The organism is Alicyclobacillus fastidiosus, assembly GCF_026651875.1.
In the GTDB taxonomy this organism is placed as follows: domain Bacteria; phylum Bacillota; class Bacilli; order Alicyclobacillales; family Alicyclobacillaceae; genus Alicyclobacillus; species Alicyclobacillus fastidiosus.
In genome coordinates this window covers 4,668,181-4,687,513 of sequence record NZ_CP104067.1, presented here as the reverse complement: position 1 = coordinate 4,687,513, position 19,333 = coordinate 4,668,181, and the positions used below count along the sequence as shown (strand labels likewise).

Genomic DNA, 19,333 nt, shown 5'->3' with positions numbered 1-19,333 from the left:
GAAAGCCATGAACTCTATTGAAATTGCGGGCCTATCGAAGCCCTGTTCCCAACTGATCATGGGCTCGATGGTGTTTTCTCCCGACGACATGGACAGGTGTCGCAGTCTGCTGGACGCGTTTGTCGAGGCTGGCGGAAATGCCATCGATCTAGCCCACATCTACAACGGAGGACGAAGCGAACTCGCGGTGGGAAAATGGCTTCAAGACCGAGAGCGGGACAACCTGGTGATCATCGACAAAGGCGCTCATCCGCATGGCAATCGGAACAGAGTGAGCGCCAAAGATATCGCCTCAGATTTGAACGAAAGCCTAGAGCGCCTCTGCGTCGACACGATCGATGTCTACCTGTTGCATCGAGACGACCCCGCAGTTCCTGTTGGCGACATCCTCGAGATCTTAAACGAGCACAAAAGCGCCGGGAACATTCAGGTGTTTGGTGCTTCGAACTGGACCTGGCAACGCATTGAGGAGGCCAATGAGTACGCGTATGCACACGGGTTAGTAGGATTTTGCTGCAACAGTCCGAATCTGAGTTTAGCGACTGCCAACGAGCCTAGGTGGCCGGGCTGTGTGACCGTAGACGCCGAGACGCTCGCCTGGCACGAACGCACACGGCTGCCACTTCTCTCCTGGTCGTCGCAAGCGGGCGGTTTTTTCACTGGACGCTATTCGCAACAGAGCCACGAGGATGCAGATATGGTTCGCGTCTACTACAACGCAAAGAACTGGGGGCGGTTTGATAGGGCCACAGAGCTTGCGTCAGCAAAAGGGGTGGATGCCAATTCCATCGCACTTGCTTACGTGTTGAACCAGCGCTTTCCCTCGGCCGCCATCATTGGCCCGCACAGCTTAGCGGAGCTCCAGTCGAGCCTCGTGGCCCTGGATGTGCAACTGAGTCAGGAAGAAATCGATTGGCTATTGGCAGGGAGGCAAGTGTCGTAGGTTTGTCGTGATTCTCAGGGTGTTTAGATACTTTATGTAAGCGCTTAACGTTGTGAACGAAGGATACTTTTTCTTGGTGAATCAAACAATCGTGGACCGTTGTGAGAAACATCATGAGCGAGGTGATAGCGTGCAAAAGAGACCGTGGATCATCGCCGGTTTGAGCAGCATAGCACTGCTTTGCGCGACAACCGTCCCTGCATTCGCAGCCGAGATTCCAGAACCGCACTACCCCAGCGATAACCAGAAGGTGACGATCACGTGGTGGACCTGGACTGCAAACGCAGATAAGGTCATTGCGGCGTTCAATCAGAAGTATCCGAATATCAAGGTTCTTCACCCGTTGATTGGCGCGGGCGCAGCGGAGTACAACAAGTTGACGACCGCCATCAAAGCGGGGACTGGAGCGCCTGACGTCGTCCAGATTGAATATCAATATCTGCCGAAGTTTATCGACACCAACGGGCTCCTCAACATCGCCCCTTACGTGAAGCAATACGAGTCCAGTTTCCAGCCCTGGACGTGGCAACAATCGAGTCGTGGCGACGCCGTGTATGCGATTCCGGAAGATATTGGCCCGCTTGCGATGTTTTACAGAACGAGCGTATTCCAGAAGTACCACCTCCCGATGCCAAAAACTTGGGCGCAGTTCGCAGCGGACGCAAAGCAACTGCACAAGGAGGCGCCGTCTGAGTACTTGACGTATTTTCCGGTGACGGACGGCGGACTCATCACGGGTTTGTTGTGGCAGTCCGGCGCTCAGCTCTTTCAATATACGTCTAACGGCTGGAAGATAGATTTGAACAGCCCGAAGGCGAAGCAGGTGATGAACTACTGGGGGAACTTAGTTAAAGAGGGCGTCATCCCAGCGACGAACGATGGTACACCTGCATTTCAAAGTGACCTAGGCAGTGGCAAATATGCGGTGATGCTCAATGGGGCCTGGGCGCCTGCCTACTCGATTGAACCGTATGTTCGCCCGAACACAAACGATTGGCACGCCGCAGACATCCCTCAATGGAGCTCAACTGGGCCGTTTGTCGACGGCAATAATGGTGGATCTACGAACGCGGTGACCACGCAGTCGAAACATCCTGACGCGGCCGCCTTGTTTGCAGCGTGGATCAATACGAGTCAGGCCGGCGAATTGCTCGACGTGACCGATATCGGGCACGGTGGGAGAGGGCAAGTGCCTGCGAACAAGTATGGAACGCAGTTACCACAATTCAACGCGCCTAACCCGTCGTTGGACGGGCAGAACCCAGCCCCGGTCTTTATCAAGGCGTCGAAGGCGGTCAATACGTCGTTCCAGTGGAGCCCATGGACAGATTACGTCTACAATCAGATGACGATTGAGTTTACAAAGGCGGCGGCAGGGCAGGAGACATGGGATCAAGCACTGGATAATCTGCAACACAGCGTGGTGGTCTTCGCGGAGTCAATGGGCTACAAAGTGGTTTCAAATGGTGCGCAAGCAGATAAGTCTGGTCCCGCTAGTTCATTCTGGTCTGAAGTCAATTCTCCAGGGCTATACGTGGTGGTTGTGCTCGCCCTGTTGACGGGATGTACAGTCATCATACGCCGCTCGAAGACGTACTCGTAGCCTCGGAGGAATCGCGTTGTATAAGATGAAGACTTCAGATGGATGCGGAGGATGGTTATGAAGCGAACTCACCGTCGAGTCCCGTATGGACTCTTAGCCCCATTTTTCTTGGTATTTCTACTTTTCTTTGCATTCCCATTCCTCTACTCGCTGTACCTGAGCTTCTTTGTAAACAGTGGCGGCAAAAACCACTTCATCGGACTTCGCAATTACGGCGTCGCCTGGCAAGACACGAACTTTTGGTATGCGCTGTTTCGGGTCGTCTACTACGGCGTCGTTCAGGTCGCGATTATGCTCATCTTAGCGCTGGCGCTCGCGCTCTTGTTGGACAGCCGATTCGTCAAGAGCAAGGCCGTGTTTCGCATTGTGTACTTTTTGCCGTACGCCGTTCCTGGCGTCATTGCGGCGATTATGTGGGGATTCCTCTACTCCCCACAACTAGACCCGATACTCTCTGTATTCAAACTGTTCACAGGTGGAAATCCTGTCAACATTCTATCGAATGGGCATGTCCTCTATGGAATCGTCAACATGGCCATTTGGGAATGGACCGGATACAATATGACGATTTATTTCGCCAGTCTGACATCCATTCCGATTGAACTCTACGACGCTGCCAAAATCGACGGGTGTAATGAGACCCAAGTAGCACTCCACATCAAGCTGCCGTTGTTGCGCCCCACCATCATCATGACGGTGGTGTTGTCCATCATCGGCTCCCTCCAGCTATTCAACGAACCGTTTATCCTATCGTCGATGACTAGTATTCCGTGGAACTATACTCCTAACATGGAAATTTACAACATGGCGTTTGCGTACGGAAACTTTACCTACTCGGCCACACTCTCCATCATTTTGTCCGTCATCACGTTCATTGCGTCCCTGTTGTTCATGTACGCGACAAGCGATGAGCGAAAGAGTAAAAAGGTGCGGTTGCAGAAACGAATGGTCAGGGGACAGATGGGAAACCGCTCAAGTGAACTGCGCGCTGAAGGGGGAGAAGTGGTATGAGCGTATCCGGATCTAGTTTCTCGACGACCTCGCTGCAACGGAAACACCATGCGCAGGGACTGAAGAACTCTGCCAAGACCCTGTTGACGATGACCCTGGTCATTGTAATGGCCGCTTACTTCTTACTTCCGCTGTACTGGTTGCTCGTATCGATGACGAAAAATACGACTCAGTTGTTCAGTACTCCGATGCTCGCGTTCCCACGCCACCTGAATCTAGTGCCCAATCTGGATTGGCTCAGTTCTTATCAAGGCGGTATCTTTTGGCGCTGGGTGCTCAATTCCGTCATTTACGCGGTCATCACTTGCTGTGGGGCTACGTTGGTAAGCGCCATGGCCGGGTATGTCATCGCCATGTACAATTTCCGGTTTAAGCGGCAGATGTCATTTGCCGTCTTGGGGGCACTGATGGTGCCGAGCGCCGCGATGGTCATTCCCGTGTTTTTGATGATTAAATCTCTGGGGCTCATCAACACGTACGCCGGCGTCATTCTACCGATGTTATTCAACCCGTTTGGCGTCTATTTTATGATGGTGTACATCCAGCAGGCGATGCCTATGGAGCTGATTGACTCGGGGAGGATCGACGGGGCGAACGATTACGGCATCTTCTTTCGGATTGGCATGCCCCTTATTCGTCCGGGCTTGGTCACATTGCTCTTGATCACGTTCGTGAGTACGTGGAACAACTTCTTTCTGCCGTTGGTCCTTCTGAACAACTCAAACCTCTATCCACTGACGTTGGGACTGGATATTTGGACAGCCAATTTGAATACGGCAGGGGCGGGTCAACCTTTGTATCCGCTGATTCTGATTGGCGCATTTCTATCGATTTTACCCATGTTAATTCTGTTCCCATTGCTGCGAAACTACATCGTTTCCGGAATCGCGATGGGCAGCGTGAAGTCATAGGGAGACGAACGTCACGTCCGGCCAACCCAACCGAATCGACCGTTCGACCACTGGAGTTGAACGGTCGATTTTTGCTGTCTCATGAGCACAGGATTTGCGCCTGTTCCGGAAGCGGGGACACGTAAGGTGCCGGCTGTTGCCCTTTTTGCAGGCCCGGAGGGTAGTAAAACAGGAGTAGTCCAGGCTCATCCTGGGCTGGTAGGTGCGGGTTCCTCGGATGAATCAGGTGTGGCAAAATCTCTATCACAGTGTGCTTCTCGATGTCGTTTCGCGTGAGTTGAAGGCGGGCGAAGTCCGGTCCAAAGTGGTGGGGATGGTCAAAAATCCAGTCGGCCAAACGCGATCTCGCCGCCCTGTCGAGCTCCTTCTCCCACCAAACTTTATGTGGACGGACGCGATGTTGCAGGAGAAAGTCATACATCATGTAGGACCGAGCGGCTTGACGCTGTTCTATTTGGCAGGTCGTCGCGAGAAATTCGTTGAGGCGTACGAACAGATCTTCCAATTGATGCCCTATTTTACTCCACCCTTGTGATTCCCAATAGTGGCCAAACATTTGGAAGAAATCAAACGGGCTAGGAAACACATGACGGGTGAGGTACTGTACCGTGTGCCGCAGTTTTCCTTCATTCCAGTACTTTTCCAGGACGTCCTCGACCTGTTTGATGCGTAAGACTTCGTCATAGGACAATACGTGATTCGAAAAGATTTCGTAGGGAGCGTGATCCATAAACACGTAGTCGAATTGAGCTGCGCGTTGCCTCATGCCGGTTCCGCGCAACATCTTTAAAAAGCCGAGCTGCAATTCGTCCGGTTCGAAGACAAACACGTCGTTAAACGTCTTTTTGAACGAATGATAATCTTCCTCTGGGAGGCCGGCGATGAGGTCAAGGTGCTGCACAATTTTCCCGCTCTCTTTGACAGCGAGTATCGTGTCCCGAAGTCGCGCAAAGTTTTGCCGGCGCTTCACTAGGGTGTTGGTGAGGTCGTTCGTCGACTGGACGCCGATTTCAAACCGAAACAGCCCCTGTGGAGCGCTCTCCTTGAGGAAATCCACAATTTCTCTGGGCAATATGTCGCCTGTAATTTCAAACTGAAAGACCGTGTCGCGACGGTTGTCGATGAGGAATTGAAACAAGTCGAGCGCGTATTGCCGGTGGAGATTGAATGTCCGATCCACGAATTTAATCGTTTTAATGCCGGAATCGATCAGGCGTTTCAGGTCTGCCTTCACACGTTCGAGCGGGAAGTAACGGACGCCTGATTCGATGGAGGAGAGGCAGAATTGGCAGGAAAATGGACAACCACGACTCGTTTCGTAATAGACGACGCGGTTTCGCAAAGACGCGATGTCCGTATCGTCTCGGTACGGACTCGGAATCTGATGGAGGGCCAGTTTGGGACGCGGGGCATTGGCGCGAATTTGCCCGTTTTCCCGGTAGACTAGGCCATTGACCTCTTGCACCGACTCGCACCGCGACAAGGTGGTGAGCAGATGGTGAAACGTACCTTCCCCCTCTCCTTGGACAATAAAATCGATGTCCGGACATCGCTCCATCCAGTGGCGGGTATCGTAGGAGACCTCCGGCCCACCTAACACAATGGACGTGTTGGGGAGCACTTTTTTCAGCATGGACAGGAGAGGAAGGGTTTCTTCCACGTTCCAGATGTAAACCGAACAGGCGATGACATCCGGCTTCTGGGCGTATAGATCCGCGACGATGTGCGACGCCGGGTCTTTGATTGTATACTCGCGTATTTGTGTGCAGGGGAAGTCCTCTTCCACATATGTGCGAAGGTATCGCAATGCCAAGGAAGAGTGGATGTACTTTGCGTTAAGTGTCGTTAAGATGACGTTCATCGTAAATCTCCTTTAGCATTCAGCCGCTCTCGTAGAGAATCCCAACGCTTTGTTTGACTATAGCGTAAACGCTCTCACACAGATGTAAACCCCGTGGCAGATTTCAGCGGCTCCGCAGAAGATCCCTCTTGATTATTTCGGACAAACGTTTATAATCAAAGTTAGTCAAAGTCAATGACCGCTCTTCAAATGGTCAAAGAAAGTTAAAGTCAACAACGAGTGTGAATATGACGAAGGAGGTCTTGAAACATGCGTTGTGAAGTATGTAAAACACACGATGCGAACGCGGAGGTTCGCATGAATGTAAATGGAGTAAAACGAGAATTACACGTTTGTGCCGAATGTCTCTCGAAGCTTCGGTCTTCTTATAAATCACCTGTGAGTATGGGGCCGTTCGGCGGTTTTCCGTCGATGGACGAGATGTTCGAATTGTTCTCTTTGCAATCGGCCACCCAACCAGGGCCAGCAGGTCAGGTTCCAAGTGCCGGAAATGGCGGCCGGGGAGGCTTCCTCGACGAATACGGAAGAAATTTGACGGTCTGGGCAAAGCAAGGCCGTATCGATCCGGTCATTGGCCGCGACAAAGAAGTTTCTCGCGTCATCGAAATTCTCAACCGGCGCAACAAGAATAACCCTGTGTTGATTGGTGAACCTGGCGTTGGGAAAACGGCTATCGCTGAAGGGCTGGCAGTTCGCATTGTGGAAGGGAAGGTCCCCGCGAAATTGCGGGACAAACAGGTCTACAACTTGGACGTCTCCTCGCTGGTAGCCGACACCGGGATTCGGGGACAATTCGAGGAGCGGATGAACAACTTGATTTCTGAGTTACAATCCCGCTCTGATGTGATTTTGTTCATCGACGAGATCCACCTGTTAGTGGGCGCGGGATCCGCACAAGGTTCGATGGACGCAGGCAACATTCTCAAACCGGCGCTCGCCCGTGGCGATATTCAGGTCATCGGCGCCACGACGCTAAAGGAATACCGCCAGATTGAGAAGGATGCAGCGCTCGAACGCCGGTTCCAGCCTGTGATGGTGGATGAACCGACAATCGAAGAGGCCATCCAAATCCTTCAGGGCATTCGTCCAAAGTATGAGGCGTATCATCAGGTGCGCTTTACCGACGAGGCCATCGCGGCCTGTGTCAACCTGTCCAATCGCTACATTTCAGACCGCTTTCTACCGGACAAGGCGATTGACTTGTTGGATGAGGCGGGATCGAAGGCAAATTTGCGCCTGTCTGACAACCAGTCGCAGGACTTCGCTACGCAGCTTGAGAACGTCATCCGCGAGAAGGCAGAGGCGACCAAGGTGGAAGCTTATGAGCGGGCAGCAGAGCTTCATAAGGAAGAACTCCGCCTGCGCGAACTGATGAAAGAAACACCGTCCGCAAAGATGGCTCGGGTTGAAGTCACCGCTCTCGACATTCAACAGATTGTCGAAGAGAAAACGGGTATTCCTGTGCGAAAGATTCAGGAGTCGGAACAGAGCAAACTCCGTGACCTCGAGCAGGACCTGTCGAGCCGAGTAATTGGTCAAGCGGAAGCTGTGAAGAAGGTGGCGAAGGCAGTTCGCCGCAGCCGCACGGGATTGCGCAAAGGTGAGCGCCCGATTGGCTCCTTCCTCTTTGTTGGTCCGACAGGCGTCGGGAAGACCGAGCTTGCGAAGAGCCTGGCCTTGAGTTTGTTCGGAGACAAAGATGCGATGATCCGCCTGGATATGAGTGAGTACATGGAGAAACACTCTGTGTCTAAACTCATCGGATCCCCACCGGGATATGTGGGATACGACGAAGCTGGCCAACTCACCGAGCAAGTTCGGCGGAATCCGTATAGTTTGATTTTGCTCGACGAGATCGAAAAGGCGCACCCGGACGTGCAGCACATGTTCCTGCAAATCATGGAGGATGGACGCTTGACCGACAGCCAGGGACGAACGGTCAGCTTCAAGGACACCATCTTGATTATGACGAGTAACGCAGGGATCACGGAAAGGAAGGCGGCCTTGGGATTTAGCGTCGAGGATGCATCTGGGACGGGGCTCGAAACGACGGAAACGCAGATTGGGCAACTCTCGTCATACTTTAAACCGGAGTTTCTCAACCGATTTGACGCCATCGTCGACTTTGCCCCTCTGACGAAGGCCGACTTGGCGAAAATCGTCCTGCTGTTCCTCGACGAGCTAAAAGGCATTCTCGCACAGCAAGAGATTGAGCTGTCCTGGACGGATGCAGCGGTCGAGAGACTTGGCCAATTGGGCTATCACCCGCAGTACGGAGCGCGGCCATTGCGTCGGGTCATCCAGGATCAAGTGGAGGACCAAATTGCCGATGTACTGGTGGACCAACCGAACGCCAACGCACTTGTCATCGACGTAGATGAGGACTCGGCGGACGGTGGCAATATGGGTAGCACGCAAATTGTCATTCGCTCTGCAAAGTAATCGATGAGCGTGATCGGAATGAGGGCTGGTGTATGCCAGCCCTCATTTGTTTATGTAGCGGATCGCGTTCGGCGAATGAGGCGATAGAACGGGTACACGCCTCGGCTGTTTGTGCAGGCACGATGCAGTTGGCGATAGATGAACGACGACGAATCGCCTATTCCGTATTCCTGTCGCATAGGGACACGGCGAGGGATGGACTTTGGTGGTAATGAAACACGAATGGCAAAATAGATAAATATTTAACAGAAAAACCACTTGCACTTGGTAGATAGCCATGGTATATTAATCGACGTCGCTTCGGCGGCACTGCTGAACAAACAGGATATACCGAGTCGCCGGAACACCAGCTCACAAGTTCGAACCGCAACGTTCGAACGAGCTGAAGCAAAATGTTCCAGTAGACAACAACGATAGATTCGTGGTATATTGTCTGAGCTGCTTCGGCGGCACTGATTGATTTGGTTCCTTGAAAACTAAACACACACGCCTAAAAGTTTCGGTCGAGACGACAGTCGTCGTCGAGACATTTATGAAGTAACGCCAGTAACATTTTTTGAGAGTTTGATCCTGGCTCAGGACGAACGCTGGCGGCGTGCCTAATACATGCAAGTCGAGCGGACATCTTTTGATGTCAGCGGCGGACGGGTGAGTAACACGTGGGCAATCTGCCTGTCAGACTGGAATAACACTCGGAAACGGGTGCTAATGCCGGATGACACACGGGAAGGCATCTTCCTGTGTTGAAAGGTGCAACAGCATCGCTGATAGAGGAGCCCGCGGCGCATTAGCTAGTTGGTGAGGTAACGGCCCACCAAGGCGACGATGCGTAGCCGACCTGAGAGGGTGACCGGCCACACTGGGACTGAGACACGGCCCAGACTCCTACGGGAGGCAGCAGTAGGGAATCTTCCGCAATGGGCGCAAGCCTGACGGAGCAACGCCGCGTGAGCGAAGAAGGCCTTCGGGTTGTAAAGCTCTGTTGCTCGGGGAGAGCGACAAGGAGAGTGGAAAGCTCCTTGTGAGACGGTACCGAGTGAGGAAGCCCCGGCTAACTACGTGCCAGCAGCCGCGGTAATACGTAGGGGGCAAGCGTTGTCCGGAATCACTGGGCGTAAAGCGTGCGTAGGCGGTTGTGTAAGTCTGAAGTGAAAGTCCAAGGCTCAACCTTGGGATTGCTTTGGAAACTGCATAACTTGAGTGCTGGAGAGGCAAGGGGAATTCCACGTGTAGCGGTGAAATGCGTAGATATGTGGAGGAATACCAGTGGCGAAGGCGCCTTGCTGGACAGTGACTGACGCTGAGGCACGAAAGCGTGGGGAGCAAACAGGATTAGATACCCTGGTAGTCCACGCCGTAAACGATGAGTGCTAGGTGTTGGGGGGACACACCCCAGTGCCGAAGGAAACCCAATAAGCACTCCGCCTGGGGAGTACGGTCGCAAGACTGAAACTCAAAGGAATTGACGGGGGCCCGCACAAGCAGTGGAGCATGTGGTTTAATTCGAAGCAACGCGAAGAACCTTACCAGGGCTTGACATCCCTCTGATCGGGCTAGAGATAGTCCTTCCCTTCGGGGCAGAGGAGACAGGTGGTGCATGGTTGTCGTCAGCTCGTGTCGTGAGATGTTGGGTTAAGTCCCGCAACGAGCGCAACCCTTGACCTGTGTTACCAGCACGTAGTGGTGGGGACTCACAGGTGACTGCCGGCGTAAGTCGGAGGAAGGCGGGGATGACGTCAAATCATCATGCCCTTTATGTCCTGGGCTACACACGTGCTACAATGGGCGGTACAACGGGAAGCGAAGCCGCGAGGTGGAGCGAAACCTAAAAAGCCGTTCGTAGTTCGGATTGCAGGCTGCAACTCGCCTGCATGAAGCCGGAATTGCTAGTAATCGCGGATCAGCATGCCGCGGTGAATCCGTTCCCGGGCCTTGTACACACCGCCCGTCACACCACGAGAGTCGGCAACACCCGAAGTCGGTGAGGTAACCTTTCAGGAGCCAGCCGCCGAAGGTGGGGTTGATGATTGGGGTGAAGTCGTAACAAGGTAGCCGTATCGGAAGGTGCGGCTGGATCACCTCCTTTCTACGGAGAAACAAGGCTTTTAGGACGTGGGTGTTTAGTTTTGAGGGAGCCAAAGCCCTTGTGGCTAGGTAAACTCAAGGTACCTTGGCAACTGAATATGGAACAACCTCGAATAAGTAAAACCGGTAACCGTAAATGCGTAACAGGTTAACGAAACCGGATTTATAGATGGAATAATCACGTTTGTGGTTAGGAAGTCAAAACGGTGAAGTTAGAAAGAGCGCACGGAGGATGCCTAGGCGCCAAGAGCCGAAGAAGGACGGGGCGAACACCGAAATGCCACGGGGAGCTGTAAGCGAGCACTGAGCCGTGGATGTCCGAATGGGGAAACCTGCTAGTGTGAAGCGCTAGTATCGTGCACTGAATTCATAGGTGTACGGAGGCAACCGAGGGAACTGAAACATCTAAGTACCTCGAGGAAAAGAAAGCGAACGCGATTCCGTAAGTAGTGGCGAGCGAAAGCGGAGAAGCCTAAACCGTATACGTGGTACAGACTGCAGTCGATGCGTATGCGGGGTCGAGGGGCTGTTGGTGGCAACCTGCAGGGAGCCAGCAGGAAGCAATTCGTAGGAGAACGGCATGGGAAGGTCGGCCATAGACGGTGAGAGCCCGGTAACCGAAACGGATTGTGGAATGTGCAACAGACCCCAAGTACTGCGGGACACGAGAAATCCCGTGGGAATCTGGGAGGACCACCTCCTAAGGCTAAATACTCCTTGGCGACCGATAGCGGATAGTACCGTGAGGGAAAGGTGAAAAGAACCGCGGGAGCGGAGTGAAATAGAACCTGAAACCGTGTGCTTACAAGCAGTCGGAGCATCTTTAAGGTGTGACGGCGTGCCTTTTGTAGAATGAACCGGCGAGTGATGATGGCAAGCAAGGTGAAGGCGAAGGAGCCTGTGCCGAAGCGAAAGCGAGTCTGAATAGGGCGGTATAGTTTGTCGTCATCGACCCGAAACCGGGTGATCTACCCCTGGTCAGGGTGAAGTGCGGGTAACACCGCATGGAGGCCCGAACCCACTGGCGTTGAAAAGCCAGGGGATGAACTGGGGGTAGGGGAGAAATTCCAATCGAACCCGGAGATAGCTGGTTCTCCCCGAAATAGCTTGAGGGCTAGCGTCAGGGAATGAGAAGTGGAGGTAGAGCACTGATTGGGTGCGGGGCCCGCGAGGGTTACCAAGCCTAGTCAAACTGCGAATGCCACTTTGTCGAAGAACCTGGCAGTCAGACTACGAGTGATAAGACCCGTGGTCAAGAGGGAAACAGCCCAGACCAACAGCTAAGGTCCCAAAGTACTGGTTCAGTGGGGAACGATGTGGCGTTGCACAGACAACCAGGATGTTGGCTTAGAAGCAGCCACCATTTAAAGAGTGCGTAATAGCTCACTGGTCGAGTGGCGCTGCGCGGAAAATGTAACGGGGCTAAACCAGACACCGAAGCTATGGATGGAAACATGGTAGGGGAGCGTTCCATTTGCGGGGAAGCTGAACTGAGAGGTTTGGTGGAGCGGATGGAAGTGAGAATGCCGGTATGAGTAGCGAAAAGACAAGTGAGAATCTTGTCCGCCGAAAGCCCAAGGTTTCCTGGGGAAGGCTCGTCCGCCCAGGGTAAGTCGGGACCTAAGGCGAGGCCGAAAGGCGTAGTCGAAGGACAACAGGTTGAAATTCCTGTACCACCAACATCGCGATTGAGCGAAGGGGTGACGCAGGAGGCTGAGGGAAGCGGCCGGATGGAAGAGGCCGTCCAAGCAGCGAGCGAGGGGTGTAGGCAAATCCGCACCCTATGAATCGTGAGCTGTGATGGGGAGGGAAGTACAGTACCGAAGTCCCATAAGTCACACTGCCAAGAAAAGCCTCTAGCGAGTGGTGAGGTGCCCGTACCGGAAACCGACACAGGTGGGCGCGTGGAGAACACGAAGGCGCGCGGGAGAACTCTCGTTAAGGAACTCGGCAAAATGGCCCCGTAACTTCGGGAGAAGGGGCGCTTCGAGAGAAGCCGCAGTGAAAAGGCCCAAGCGACTGTTTAGCAAAAACACAGGTCTCTGCGAAGCCGAAAGGCGAAGTATAGGGGCTGACGCCTGCCCGGTGCTGGAAGGTTAAGAGGAGGGGTAAGCCGCAAGGCGAAGCTCTGAATTGAAGCCCCAGTAAACGGCGGCCGTAACTATAACGGTCCTAAGGTAGCGAAATTCCTTGTCAGGTAAGTTCTGACCCGCACGAAAGGCGTAACGACTTGGGCGCTGTCTCAACGAGAGACCCGGTGAAATTGTAATACCTGTGAAGATGCAGGTTACCCGCGGTTAGACGGAAAGACCCCGTGGAGCTTGACTGTAGCTTGATATGGGATACGGGTACGTCATGTACAGGATAGGTGGGAGACAGAGAAGCTTGGGCGCCAGCCTGAGTGGAGTCGGCGTTGGGATACCACCCTTGAGGTACTTGTGTTCTAACCAATGGCCATGAAACTGGTCATGGGACAGTGTCAGGTGGACAGTTTGACTGGGGCGGTCGCCTCCTAAAGAGTAACGGAGGCGCCCAAAGGTTCCCTCAGCGCGGATGGAAATCGCGCGAAGCGTGTAAAGGCACAAGGGAGCTTGACTGCGAGACGGACAGGTCGAGCAGGGACGAAAGTCGGGCTTAGTGACCCGGTGGCACCGAGTGGAAGGGCCATCGCTCAACGGATAAAAGCTACCCCGGGGATAACAGGCTGATCTCCCCCAAGAGTTCACATCGACGGGGAGGTTTGGCACCTCGATGTCGGCTCATCGCATCCTGGGGCTGAAGTCGGTCCCAAGGGTTGGGCTGTTCGCCCATTAAAGCGGTACGCGAGCTGGGTTCAGAACGTCGTGAGACAGTTCGGTCCCTATCTGCCGCGGGCGCAGGATACGTGAGAGGGGTCGTCCTTAGTACGAGAGGACCGGGATGAACCGACCGCTGGTGTACCAGTTGTTTCGCCAGAAGCATAGCTGGGTAGCCAAGTCGGGAAAGGATAAGCGCTGAAAGCATCTAAGCGCGAAGCCTGCCTCAAGATAACGTATCCCATTCCGTTAGGGAAGTAAGACCCCTTGAAGAAGACAAGGTAGATCGGTCTGGCGTGGAAGCGTAGTGATACGTGGAGCGGACAGATACGAATCGGTCGAGGGCTTCACCCGAACATAAGGCGAGACTCGGCGCGAAAGCGTCGTAGCGAGACCTATCCACTTTGTGGAGAAGAGGTTGTTCCATGATTCAGGAGCGAGGATAAAGACAAAGTTACGGAGCGACGTAACTGGGAGCTTGAGTGAAGGTGTGAGTAGCACATCTGCAGGCCGATAGGCCGAAGCCGTGCGAACGAATACCTGAACGCCAAGCGGTCTGGTGACCATAGCGGAGGGGAAACACCCGTACCCATACCGAACACGGACGTGAAGACCTCCAGCGCCGAGGATACTTGTCCCGAGAGGGGCTGGGAAAGTAGGTCGTTGCCAGGCGCGAGATAAGGGACCCTGAGGGAAGCAGAAATGCCGACCTCGGGGTCTTTTTGTGTTGGTCGGGGATGGGGGCAACGCTGGGGCCGGGTCGAACGCAGGTGAAGAGCTGGATGGCGACAAGTCGGCAAGGTCTGTGTGTTCCTCCGTCTTCTTAATTGCTCTCAAGAACGTGGTCCGCTGCCAAAACCTTCGTATTTCGCGGTGGATGTGAGCGCGACAGCCGGGAAAACTGAACCCACTGCGAAGGGGGATGCTCATGAACGGGAAGCTCTGTGCGCTTGTACTGACAGGTGCCATTTTATTGCCGATTTCCGGTTGTGGGAACGCGACAAACAATACGGTAGCCGGTGGTTTTGTTGGCGGTATCGGGAATGCCATCCAGCAAGGGAGCAACGCGGTAGGAAATGCGATTGGAGCAGGGAATGGTCCGGTAGGCAGAGATAACTCGACAGGAATTGCCGGTGTGGTCGGTTTGAGTCCAGTGCGAGGGCGTGTGGTTCAGGTCAACTCCGCAAACAAAGTTCTCACTGTACAGTTTAATGACGTTGGCCGCACCCCAAATACCGCTGGAACGATCAATCATCCTATGCACATCACCGTTCCAACAGGTTGGACCATCCGCGTGCAGGGTACCACGCCTGGAACCATCTCTGTTGTGGCGAACCGCGCCGCAGCCGGGGTCGCGGGTGGTGCAGCTGGTCCGCGACAGGGTGCGGCTACCGGCGCCGCAGCTGGGACGACGCAAGCGGGTTCAGTGACAGGCGCGCCGTACTCGGGGCGGAATACGCCAGGTGCTGACGCCATCGGCGGAGGTACAGGGGGTCGCGGTATCACGCGCGGTGCTGCGGGAGGTACGGCAGCGGGTGCCAGTGGAGCGATCATAGGTGGTGGTGGTGCCGGAACGGGAACGGGTGGAACGCTTACGCCGACAGCCCCAGCGAACGGCTTAGGCGCCGTTTCTGACCGTTCCGTCCGCCGCGTGTTTCGCGCCACCAAACCTGGACAATATATGATTGTGTCGACTGGGCGAAATCGAATTCCGCAAACGTTTTGCACCATCACCGTATCGAACAGCGTAAAGGTTCCGTCCGTTTCGTCACGCGGCAGCACGCATTAGTCAAGGCTCCAGTTGGCCGCTCATCGGTGGCCAACTGGGAGTTTCGTTCTAAGGACATACAAAGGAGGGGACTTGTCGTGTCACGGGATGTGGGGACACAAGTCACCATCGACGCGCTGAAAAGTCGAGGCGTGGAGATCGAGGACATTGCCGATTTAACATTTTTTCTTCAGAAGGATTACATACCGAATTTGAACCTGGAACAGTGTATGGAGAGCGTGGAGCGGGTACTTACCAAACACGAAGTCCAAAATGCGATTCTGACTGGCATCGAACTCGATACGCTCGCTGAGGACGGGCTACTCAAGCGCCCTCTGCTCGAGGTGATTCAGCGGGACGAGAGCTTGTATGGAGTGGATGAAATTCTTGCACTGTCCATTCTCAACCTTTACGGTACCATTGGTTATACGAACTACGGGTACATCGATAAGTTAAAACACGGAATTCTTGGCCCGCTGAACGACAAGTCTGCAGGGAAGGTAAACACATTCTTAGACGATCTCGTCGGAGCCGTCGCAGCCGCCGCCTCCAGTCGCATCGCGCACAATCATGATGGCGAATTGTATTCGTAAGCTACGTACCAATACCGATAAAAACCGTTCTACGGCAGGATCAGGAGGTTTCCCCGCTGATCCTGCCGATTTTTTTGACGCTATCGCGCGGCCACGTTGGAGGGTTACATTATGATAGAATTTAAACAGAAATCAGATAAGGATCATGTCGGCTGGCTGAAGACGCCAGTGGAATAATGGAGGGACGATGCGATGAAAAGCGGACAACTCAGTCAACTACTCGAAGGCGCACGGGTGGTCGCTGTCATTCGAAAACTTTCACCAGACATCTTGGAACCCGTCGTGGAAGCGCTTGTCGAAGGCGGCATTCAAGCGTTGGAGATCACGATGGACTCGTCGTCTGCCGCGCAGTCGATGGAGTCGATTCGCACGAGGTACGGTGCGCGCGTCGCGGTTGGCGCCGGCACCGTGTTGTCGCCCGCACAACTTGACTCCGCAGTGGAAGCTGGAGCTGAATTCCTCGTTTGCCCGCACCTCGACGTTGCGTTAGTCGAACGCGCGAATCAGGTGGGCGTCAGTATCATTCCGGGTGTGCTCACGCCTACAGAAGTTCAGATGGCTCGATCCGCCGGAGCAGAAGTCGTGAAAATTTTCCCCGCCGGATCAGTCGGGGCATCGTATATCAAAGACTTGCTCGGACCATTCAGCGGCTTAAAGATCATGGCGACAGGCGGGATTACGGAACAAAATGCCGTGGAGTTTCTTCAGGCCGGTGTCGTGGCCACCGGGCTGGGGAGTGCCTTGTTTCCAAAAGAGGATGTGGCAAGCCGAAACTGGGAGGCTATTCGGCAACGGGCGCAACGCGTTATGCAGCGTGTGCGCGGGCTGAGTTCATAACTCACAGGTCTTGCGACATTTGTGATAGCCGTCAGGTGATTCGTGCTCGCGGATTGCAAAAAAAACCGGCTGCCTTCAGATGGGCAACCAGTTTTACAGTGGACGATAGGGCATTCATTCGTGATTTGCAGCGTTCGCATTTGCGGACGGTTCAGGCGTATCCGGATGAGGGGTAGTCTCTTCAATCTCTGGCTTATCTACCTGTGGAATCTCGTCTGGTTCCGTTGTAGCTGTCACGTCTATCGCTCACTTTCTCATGCTGAAATGGGCAATCGGTGATAGCCTGACCTGTTTGTCGTGAAATATACCATGTGACCGTGATAGGCAGCGCCCTCCCCTCGACTGCCGCACGCGGTGTTGCCCAGGGTGCATGATGCTGATTTAAGGCGCCTTTTTGCACAGCATCATGCACTCGTCCGTTCGAAACGACGCGATTTGACCATTCGCAAAGGTGAGGTCAAAGTATTGACGCTGTTCTGCGGTGGCGTTCACGAAGAAGCGTTCCACTTCCTCTATTTGATGTTCGGATTGTGCCATGCGGCGAACCCAAGGGCGAAACTCAAACGGCTTCTTGCGCACTCGCTGTTTCTCGACGTGTAATCCAGTTGACTCCATCAGTTGTGTCCACTCGCTCAATGACAGACATCGCACGTGTCCATTGTCCCGCAGTCTTTCAAACTCGTTTAAAAATGAAGCGAGATGGGGTTCTTCCGGTGCGATGTTGTCAATGAACAGGAATGCTCCCCCAGGTTTGAGAACGCGTGATACCTCCTCGACGAACGCGTTCGGGTTCGGGAAGTGGTGGGCGGCGATGCGGCATGTGACGATATCAAACGTCTGATCCAGAAATGGAAGGGACTCTGCATCCGCCAACACGAATTGAACATTGTGCAGCTTCTCTTGCGTGATATGTTCTCGGGCCGCTTCCAACATGGATTTTGTCAAATCTGTGGCGAACACCGACTGCACGTAGGGTGCAAGGGATTTGGCGACGTGGCCGCCGCCAGTCGCGATGTCCAGGGCAAGTGCCGTCCCTGCTGGTGCGAGCCATTCGACGAGCAGGGCGAGATCGGTGCCGTGTGCATGTGTATCACTTTCGACATAGGCGCTTGCGGCTCTCCCGAATTGGTCCTGAACTGTTTTTTTGACATCGTTGTGCTCCATCGAATCATCTCCTTTGCCTTTAAGTTATCGTTGCCAAAGGCGCACCGCAGCGGTGAATTCAAATCTTGACGACGGTCATCGGAATTGTTCATACCCGTTGTTCCGAGAACAAAGTGGGCTAGACGTCAAACATGAAGACAACCAGCGGGATCGATAGTTGGGAAATGGTGTAGTCCGTCTGCGGCTGGCAAACAGCTCCCCCAAAACAGGGGGTTGAACCCGTAAGGGGGAGCTCGTGGTTGTGCGCGGGTAAGCGAGTGACTAGCGCCCGTCTATCGCGATGAGCGCCTTTCGACTCGTTTCGTCGAGCACCGTGAGTTGCTCATTTGTCAGCTGAATGTCCACTGCCCGAGCGTTGCTCCGCAAATGTTCGATGTTCTGTGTGCCCACGATGGCGGAGGTGACACCTTTTTGGTGCAACAGCCAGGCGATGGCGATTTCCGACGGAGTGACACCGTGTTGCTCTGCGATGTCTCGGAGGAGGAACACCAGCTCTGCTTCCTGCTCGAGGTGTTCTTTGAGGAACAAACGGCGGTTGCGGCGGAAGTCGCTGTCACTGAGCTGCCGAGCCTCACCAAGGTGATATGCGCCGGTGAGGATACCCTTGGCGATAGAACTATACGTGAGTACACCAATGGAATGGTCGCGGCAATACGGGAGAACCTCTTTCTCTATGCCGCGATGCAAGAGGCTGTACTCGGGTTGGATGGCGTCGACGTAAGTGACAGACATGGCTTCCTCGAGTTGCTCGAGCGAAAAATTGGACACGGCAACCGCTTTAATTACGTTTTCTTCGCGCAGCCTGCGGAATTCATTCATCGTTTCGGCAAGCGGAATATCTTTGTTCGGCCAGTGTACGTAGTAGATATCAATGTAATCGGTTCGGAGCCGCTTTATACTCTGCTCAACGGATCTGCGAACGTCGTCGGCGCGTAGGTGACCAGGGGACACCTTGGTCGCGATGACCGCATCTTTGCGACGTCCATCGAGTGCCGCGCCGACAATGTCTTCCGAATGCCCCTGACCGTACCCTTCGGCGGTGTCAAACGACGTGATCCCCATTTCGAAGGCCGTCTGGATGGCCTCGATGTTTCTCTCGTCGCTTTCCTTTTCCCACTGTCCGCCGCCGAGCTCCCAACAACCGAAAGTGATGTTTGAGACTTCTAAACCACTCTTCTCCAGCCGTGTGTACTTCATGTCGATCATTCCTCCTGCCCGATGGCGTGGTGTGAGACACAACTATCCCCGACTTTTCATACGCGAGTTGTCAAAACACTCGTATTATTATGTTACTCTAAACGTAGGGATGTAAGTTGAACA

General features: G+C 54.0%; 13 protein-coding genes and 3 rRNA genes. 12 read left to right on the top strand and 4 right to left on the bottom strand.

The genetic code is table 11. The annotated features are described in order from the left end of the window. Positions 1 to 7 precede the first annotated feature (7 nt). The 4 genes from NZD89_RS22990 (at position 8) to NZD89_RS22975 (ending at position 4,468) form a co-directional block, all read left to right on the top strand. Positions 8 to 943 carry an aldo/keto reductase gene (locus NZD89_RS22990; protein WP_268005008.1) on the top strand — a complete coding sequence of 312 codons (936 nt, stop codon included), beginning with the start codon at positions 8 to 10 and terminating at the stop codon, positions 941 to 943. A gap of 130 nt (positions 944 to 1,073) precedes the next feature. Continuing rightward, on the top strand, positions 1,074 to 2,546 hold the full coding sequence (locus NZD89_RS22985; RefSeq protein ID WP_268005007.1) for an ABC transporter substrate-binding protein: 1,473 nt from the start codon (positions 1,074 to 1,076) through the stop codon (positions 2,544 to 2,546). A gap of 57 nt (positions 2,547 to 2,603) precedes the next feature. Then, a complete protein-coding gene (locus NZD89_RS22980) occupies positions 2,604 to 3,557 on the top strand; it encodes a carbohydrate ABC transporter permease (RefSeq protein WP_268005006.1) in 954 nt (317 codons plus the stop codon). After that, positions 3,554 to 4,468 (top strand): carbohydrate ABC transporter permease, encoded by a 915-nt coding sequence (locus NZD89_RS22975; RefSeq protein WP_268005005.1) that lies wholly within the window; start codon positions 3,554 to 3,556, stop codon positions 4,466 to 4,468. Before NZD89_RS22980 ends, NZD89_RS22975 begins: the two co-directional genes overlap by 4 nt. A gap of 79 nt (positions 4,469 to 4,547) precedes the next feature. Here the strand turns inward: NZD89_RS22975 and NZD89_RS22970 are convergent, their stop codons facing one another. After that, positions 4,548 to 6,329 (bottom strand): B12-binding domain-containing radical SAM protein, encoded by a 1,782-nt coding sequence (locus NZD89_RS22970; RefSeq protein WP_268005004.1) that lies wholly within the window; start codon positions 6,327 to 6,329, stop codon positions 4,548 to 4,550. Between the two features lie 249 nt (positions 6,330 to 6,578). Here NZD89_RS22970 and NZD89_RS22965 point away from each other — a divergent pair, with 249 nt between their 5' ends. From NZD89_RS22965 to NZD89_RS22930, 8 genes are all read left to right on the top strand, one after another. Next, positions 6,579 to 8,771 (top strand): ATP-dependent Clp protease ATP-binding subunit, encoded by a 2,193-nt coding sequence (locus NZD89_RS22965; protein WP_268005003.1) that lies wholly within the window; start codon positions 6,579 to 6,581, stop codon positions 8,769 to 8,771. A gap of 32 nt (positions 8,772 to 8,803) precedes the next feature. Beyond that, on the top strand, positions 8,804 to 8,983 hold the full coding sequence (locus tag NZD89_RS22960) for a hypothetical protein (RefSeq protein ID WP_268005002.1): 180 nt from the start codon (positions 8,804 to 8,806) through the stop codon (positions 8,981 to 8,983). Between the two features lie 340 nt (positions 8,984 to 9,323). Beyond that, positions 9,324 to 10,857, top strand: a 16S ribosomal RNA gene (locus NZD89_RS22955). Between the two features lie 204 nt (positions 10,858 to 11,061). Then, a 23S ribosomal RNA gene (locus NZD89_RS22950) occupies positions 11,062 to 14,005 on the top strand. A 201-nt stretch (positions 14,006 to 14,206) separates the two neighbouring features. Then, positions 14,207 to 14,323: ribosomal RNA gene (gene rrf, locus NZD89_RS22945) — 5S ribosomal RNA — on the top strand. Together the 16S, 23S and 5S rRNA genes form the textbook arrangement of a ribosomal RNA operon. 256 nt (positions 14,324 to 14,579) lie before the next feature. Further along, positions 14,580 to 15,440: a hypothetical protein gene (locus tag NZD89_RS22940; protein WP_268005001.1), complete on the top strand. Its 861-nt coding sequence runs from the start codon at positions 14,580 to 14,582 to the stop codon at positions 15,438 to 15,440. A 77-nt stretch (positions 15,441 to 15,517) separates the two neighbouring features. Then, positions 15,518 to 16,012 (top strand): phosphatidylglycerophosphatase A family protein, encoded by a 495-nt coding sequence (locus NZD89_RS22935; protein ID WP_268005000.1) that lies wholly within the window; start codon positions 15,518 to 15,520, stop codon positions 16,010 to 16,012. A gap of 192 nt (positions 16,013 to 16,204) precedes the next feature. Next, positions 16,205 to 16,849, top strand: a complete 645-nt coding sequence (locus NZD89_RS22930) for a bifunctional 4-hydroxy-2-oxoglutarate aldolase/2-dehydro-3-deoxy-phosphogluconate aldolase (RefSeq protein ID WP_268004998.1) — start codon at positions 16,205 to 16,207, stop codon at positions 16,847 to 16,849. Between the two features lie 114 nt (positions 16,850 to 16,963). Here the strand turns inward: NZD89_RS22930 and NZD89_RS22925 are convergent, their stop codons facing one another. The 3 genes from NZD89_RS22925 to NZD89_RS22915 all read right to left on the bottom strand — a co-directional run bounded on the left by NZD89_RS22925 (position 16,964) and on the right by NZD89_RS22915 (position 19,210). Then, the gene (locus NZD89_RS22925) at positions 16,964 to 17,086 is read right to left on the bottom strand and encodes a hypothetical protein (protein WP_268004997.1); all 123 of its coding nucleotides are present in this window, start codon (positions 17,084 to 17,086) and stop codon (positions 16,964 to 16,966) included. A 144-nt stretch (positions 17,087 to 17,230) separates the two neighbouring features. Continuing rightward, a complete protein-coding gene (locus NZD89_RS22920) occupies positions 17,231 to 18,013 on the bottom strand; it encodes a class I SAM-dependent methyltransferase (protein WP_268004996.1) in 783 nt (260 codons plus the stop codon). A 261-nt stretch (positions 18,014 to 18,274) separates the two neighbouring features. Continuing rightward, entirely contained in the window at positions 18,275 to 19,210 is a 936-nt protein-coding gene (locus tag NZD89_RS22915) for an aldo/keto reductase (RefSeq protein ID WP_268004995.1), read from the bottom strand. Positions 19,211 to 19,333 lie beyond the last annotated feature (123 nt).

Bases quoted from the DNA above. Each gene is read 5' to 3' on its own strand.
- NZD89_RS22975 (WP_268005005.1), top strand. From the start codon at position 3,554: ATGAGCGTATCCGGATCTAGTTTCTCGACGACCTCGCTGCAACGGAAA.
- NZD89_RS22915 (WP_268004995.1), bottom strand. From the start codon at position 19,210: ATGAAGTACACACGGCTGGAGAAGAGTGGTTTAGAAGTCTCAAACATC.
- NZD89_RS22965 (WP_268005003.1), top strand. From the start codon at position 6,579: ATGCGTTGTGAAGTATGTAAAACACACGATGCGAACGCGGAGGTTCGC.
- NZD89_RS22940 (WP_268005001.1), top strand. From the start codon at position 14,580: ATGAACGGGAAGCTCTGTGCGCTTGTACTGACAGGTGCCATTTTATTG.
- NZD89_RS22990 (WP_268005008.1), top strand. From the start codon at position 8: ATGAACTCTATTGAAATTGCGGGCCTATCGAAGCCCTGTTCCCAACTG.
- NZD89_RS22970 (WP_268005004.1), bottom strand. From the start codon at position 6,329: ATGAACGTCATCTTAACGACACTTAACGCAAAGTACATCCACTCTTCC.
- NZD89_RS22980 (WP_268005006.1), top strand. From the start codon at position 2,604: ATGAAGCGAACTCACCGTCGAGTCCCGTATGGACTCTTAGCCCCATTT.
- NZD89_RS22960 (WP_268005002.1), top strand. From the start codon at position 8,804: ATGCCAGCCCTCATTTGTTTATGTAGCGGATCGCGTTCGGCGAATGAG.
- NZD89_RS22920 (WP_268004996.1), bottom strand. From the start codon at position 18,013: ATGGAGCACAACGATGTCAAAAAAACAGTTCAGGACCAATTCGGGAGA.
- NZD89_RS22930 (WP_268004998.1), top strand. From the start codon at position 16,205: ATGAAAAGCGGACAACTCAGTCAACTACTCGAAGGCGCACGGGTGGTC.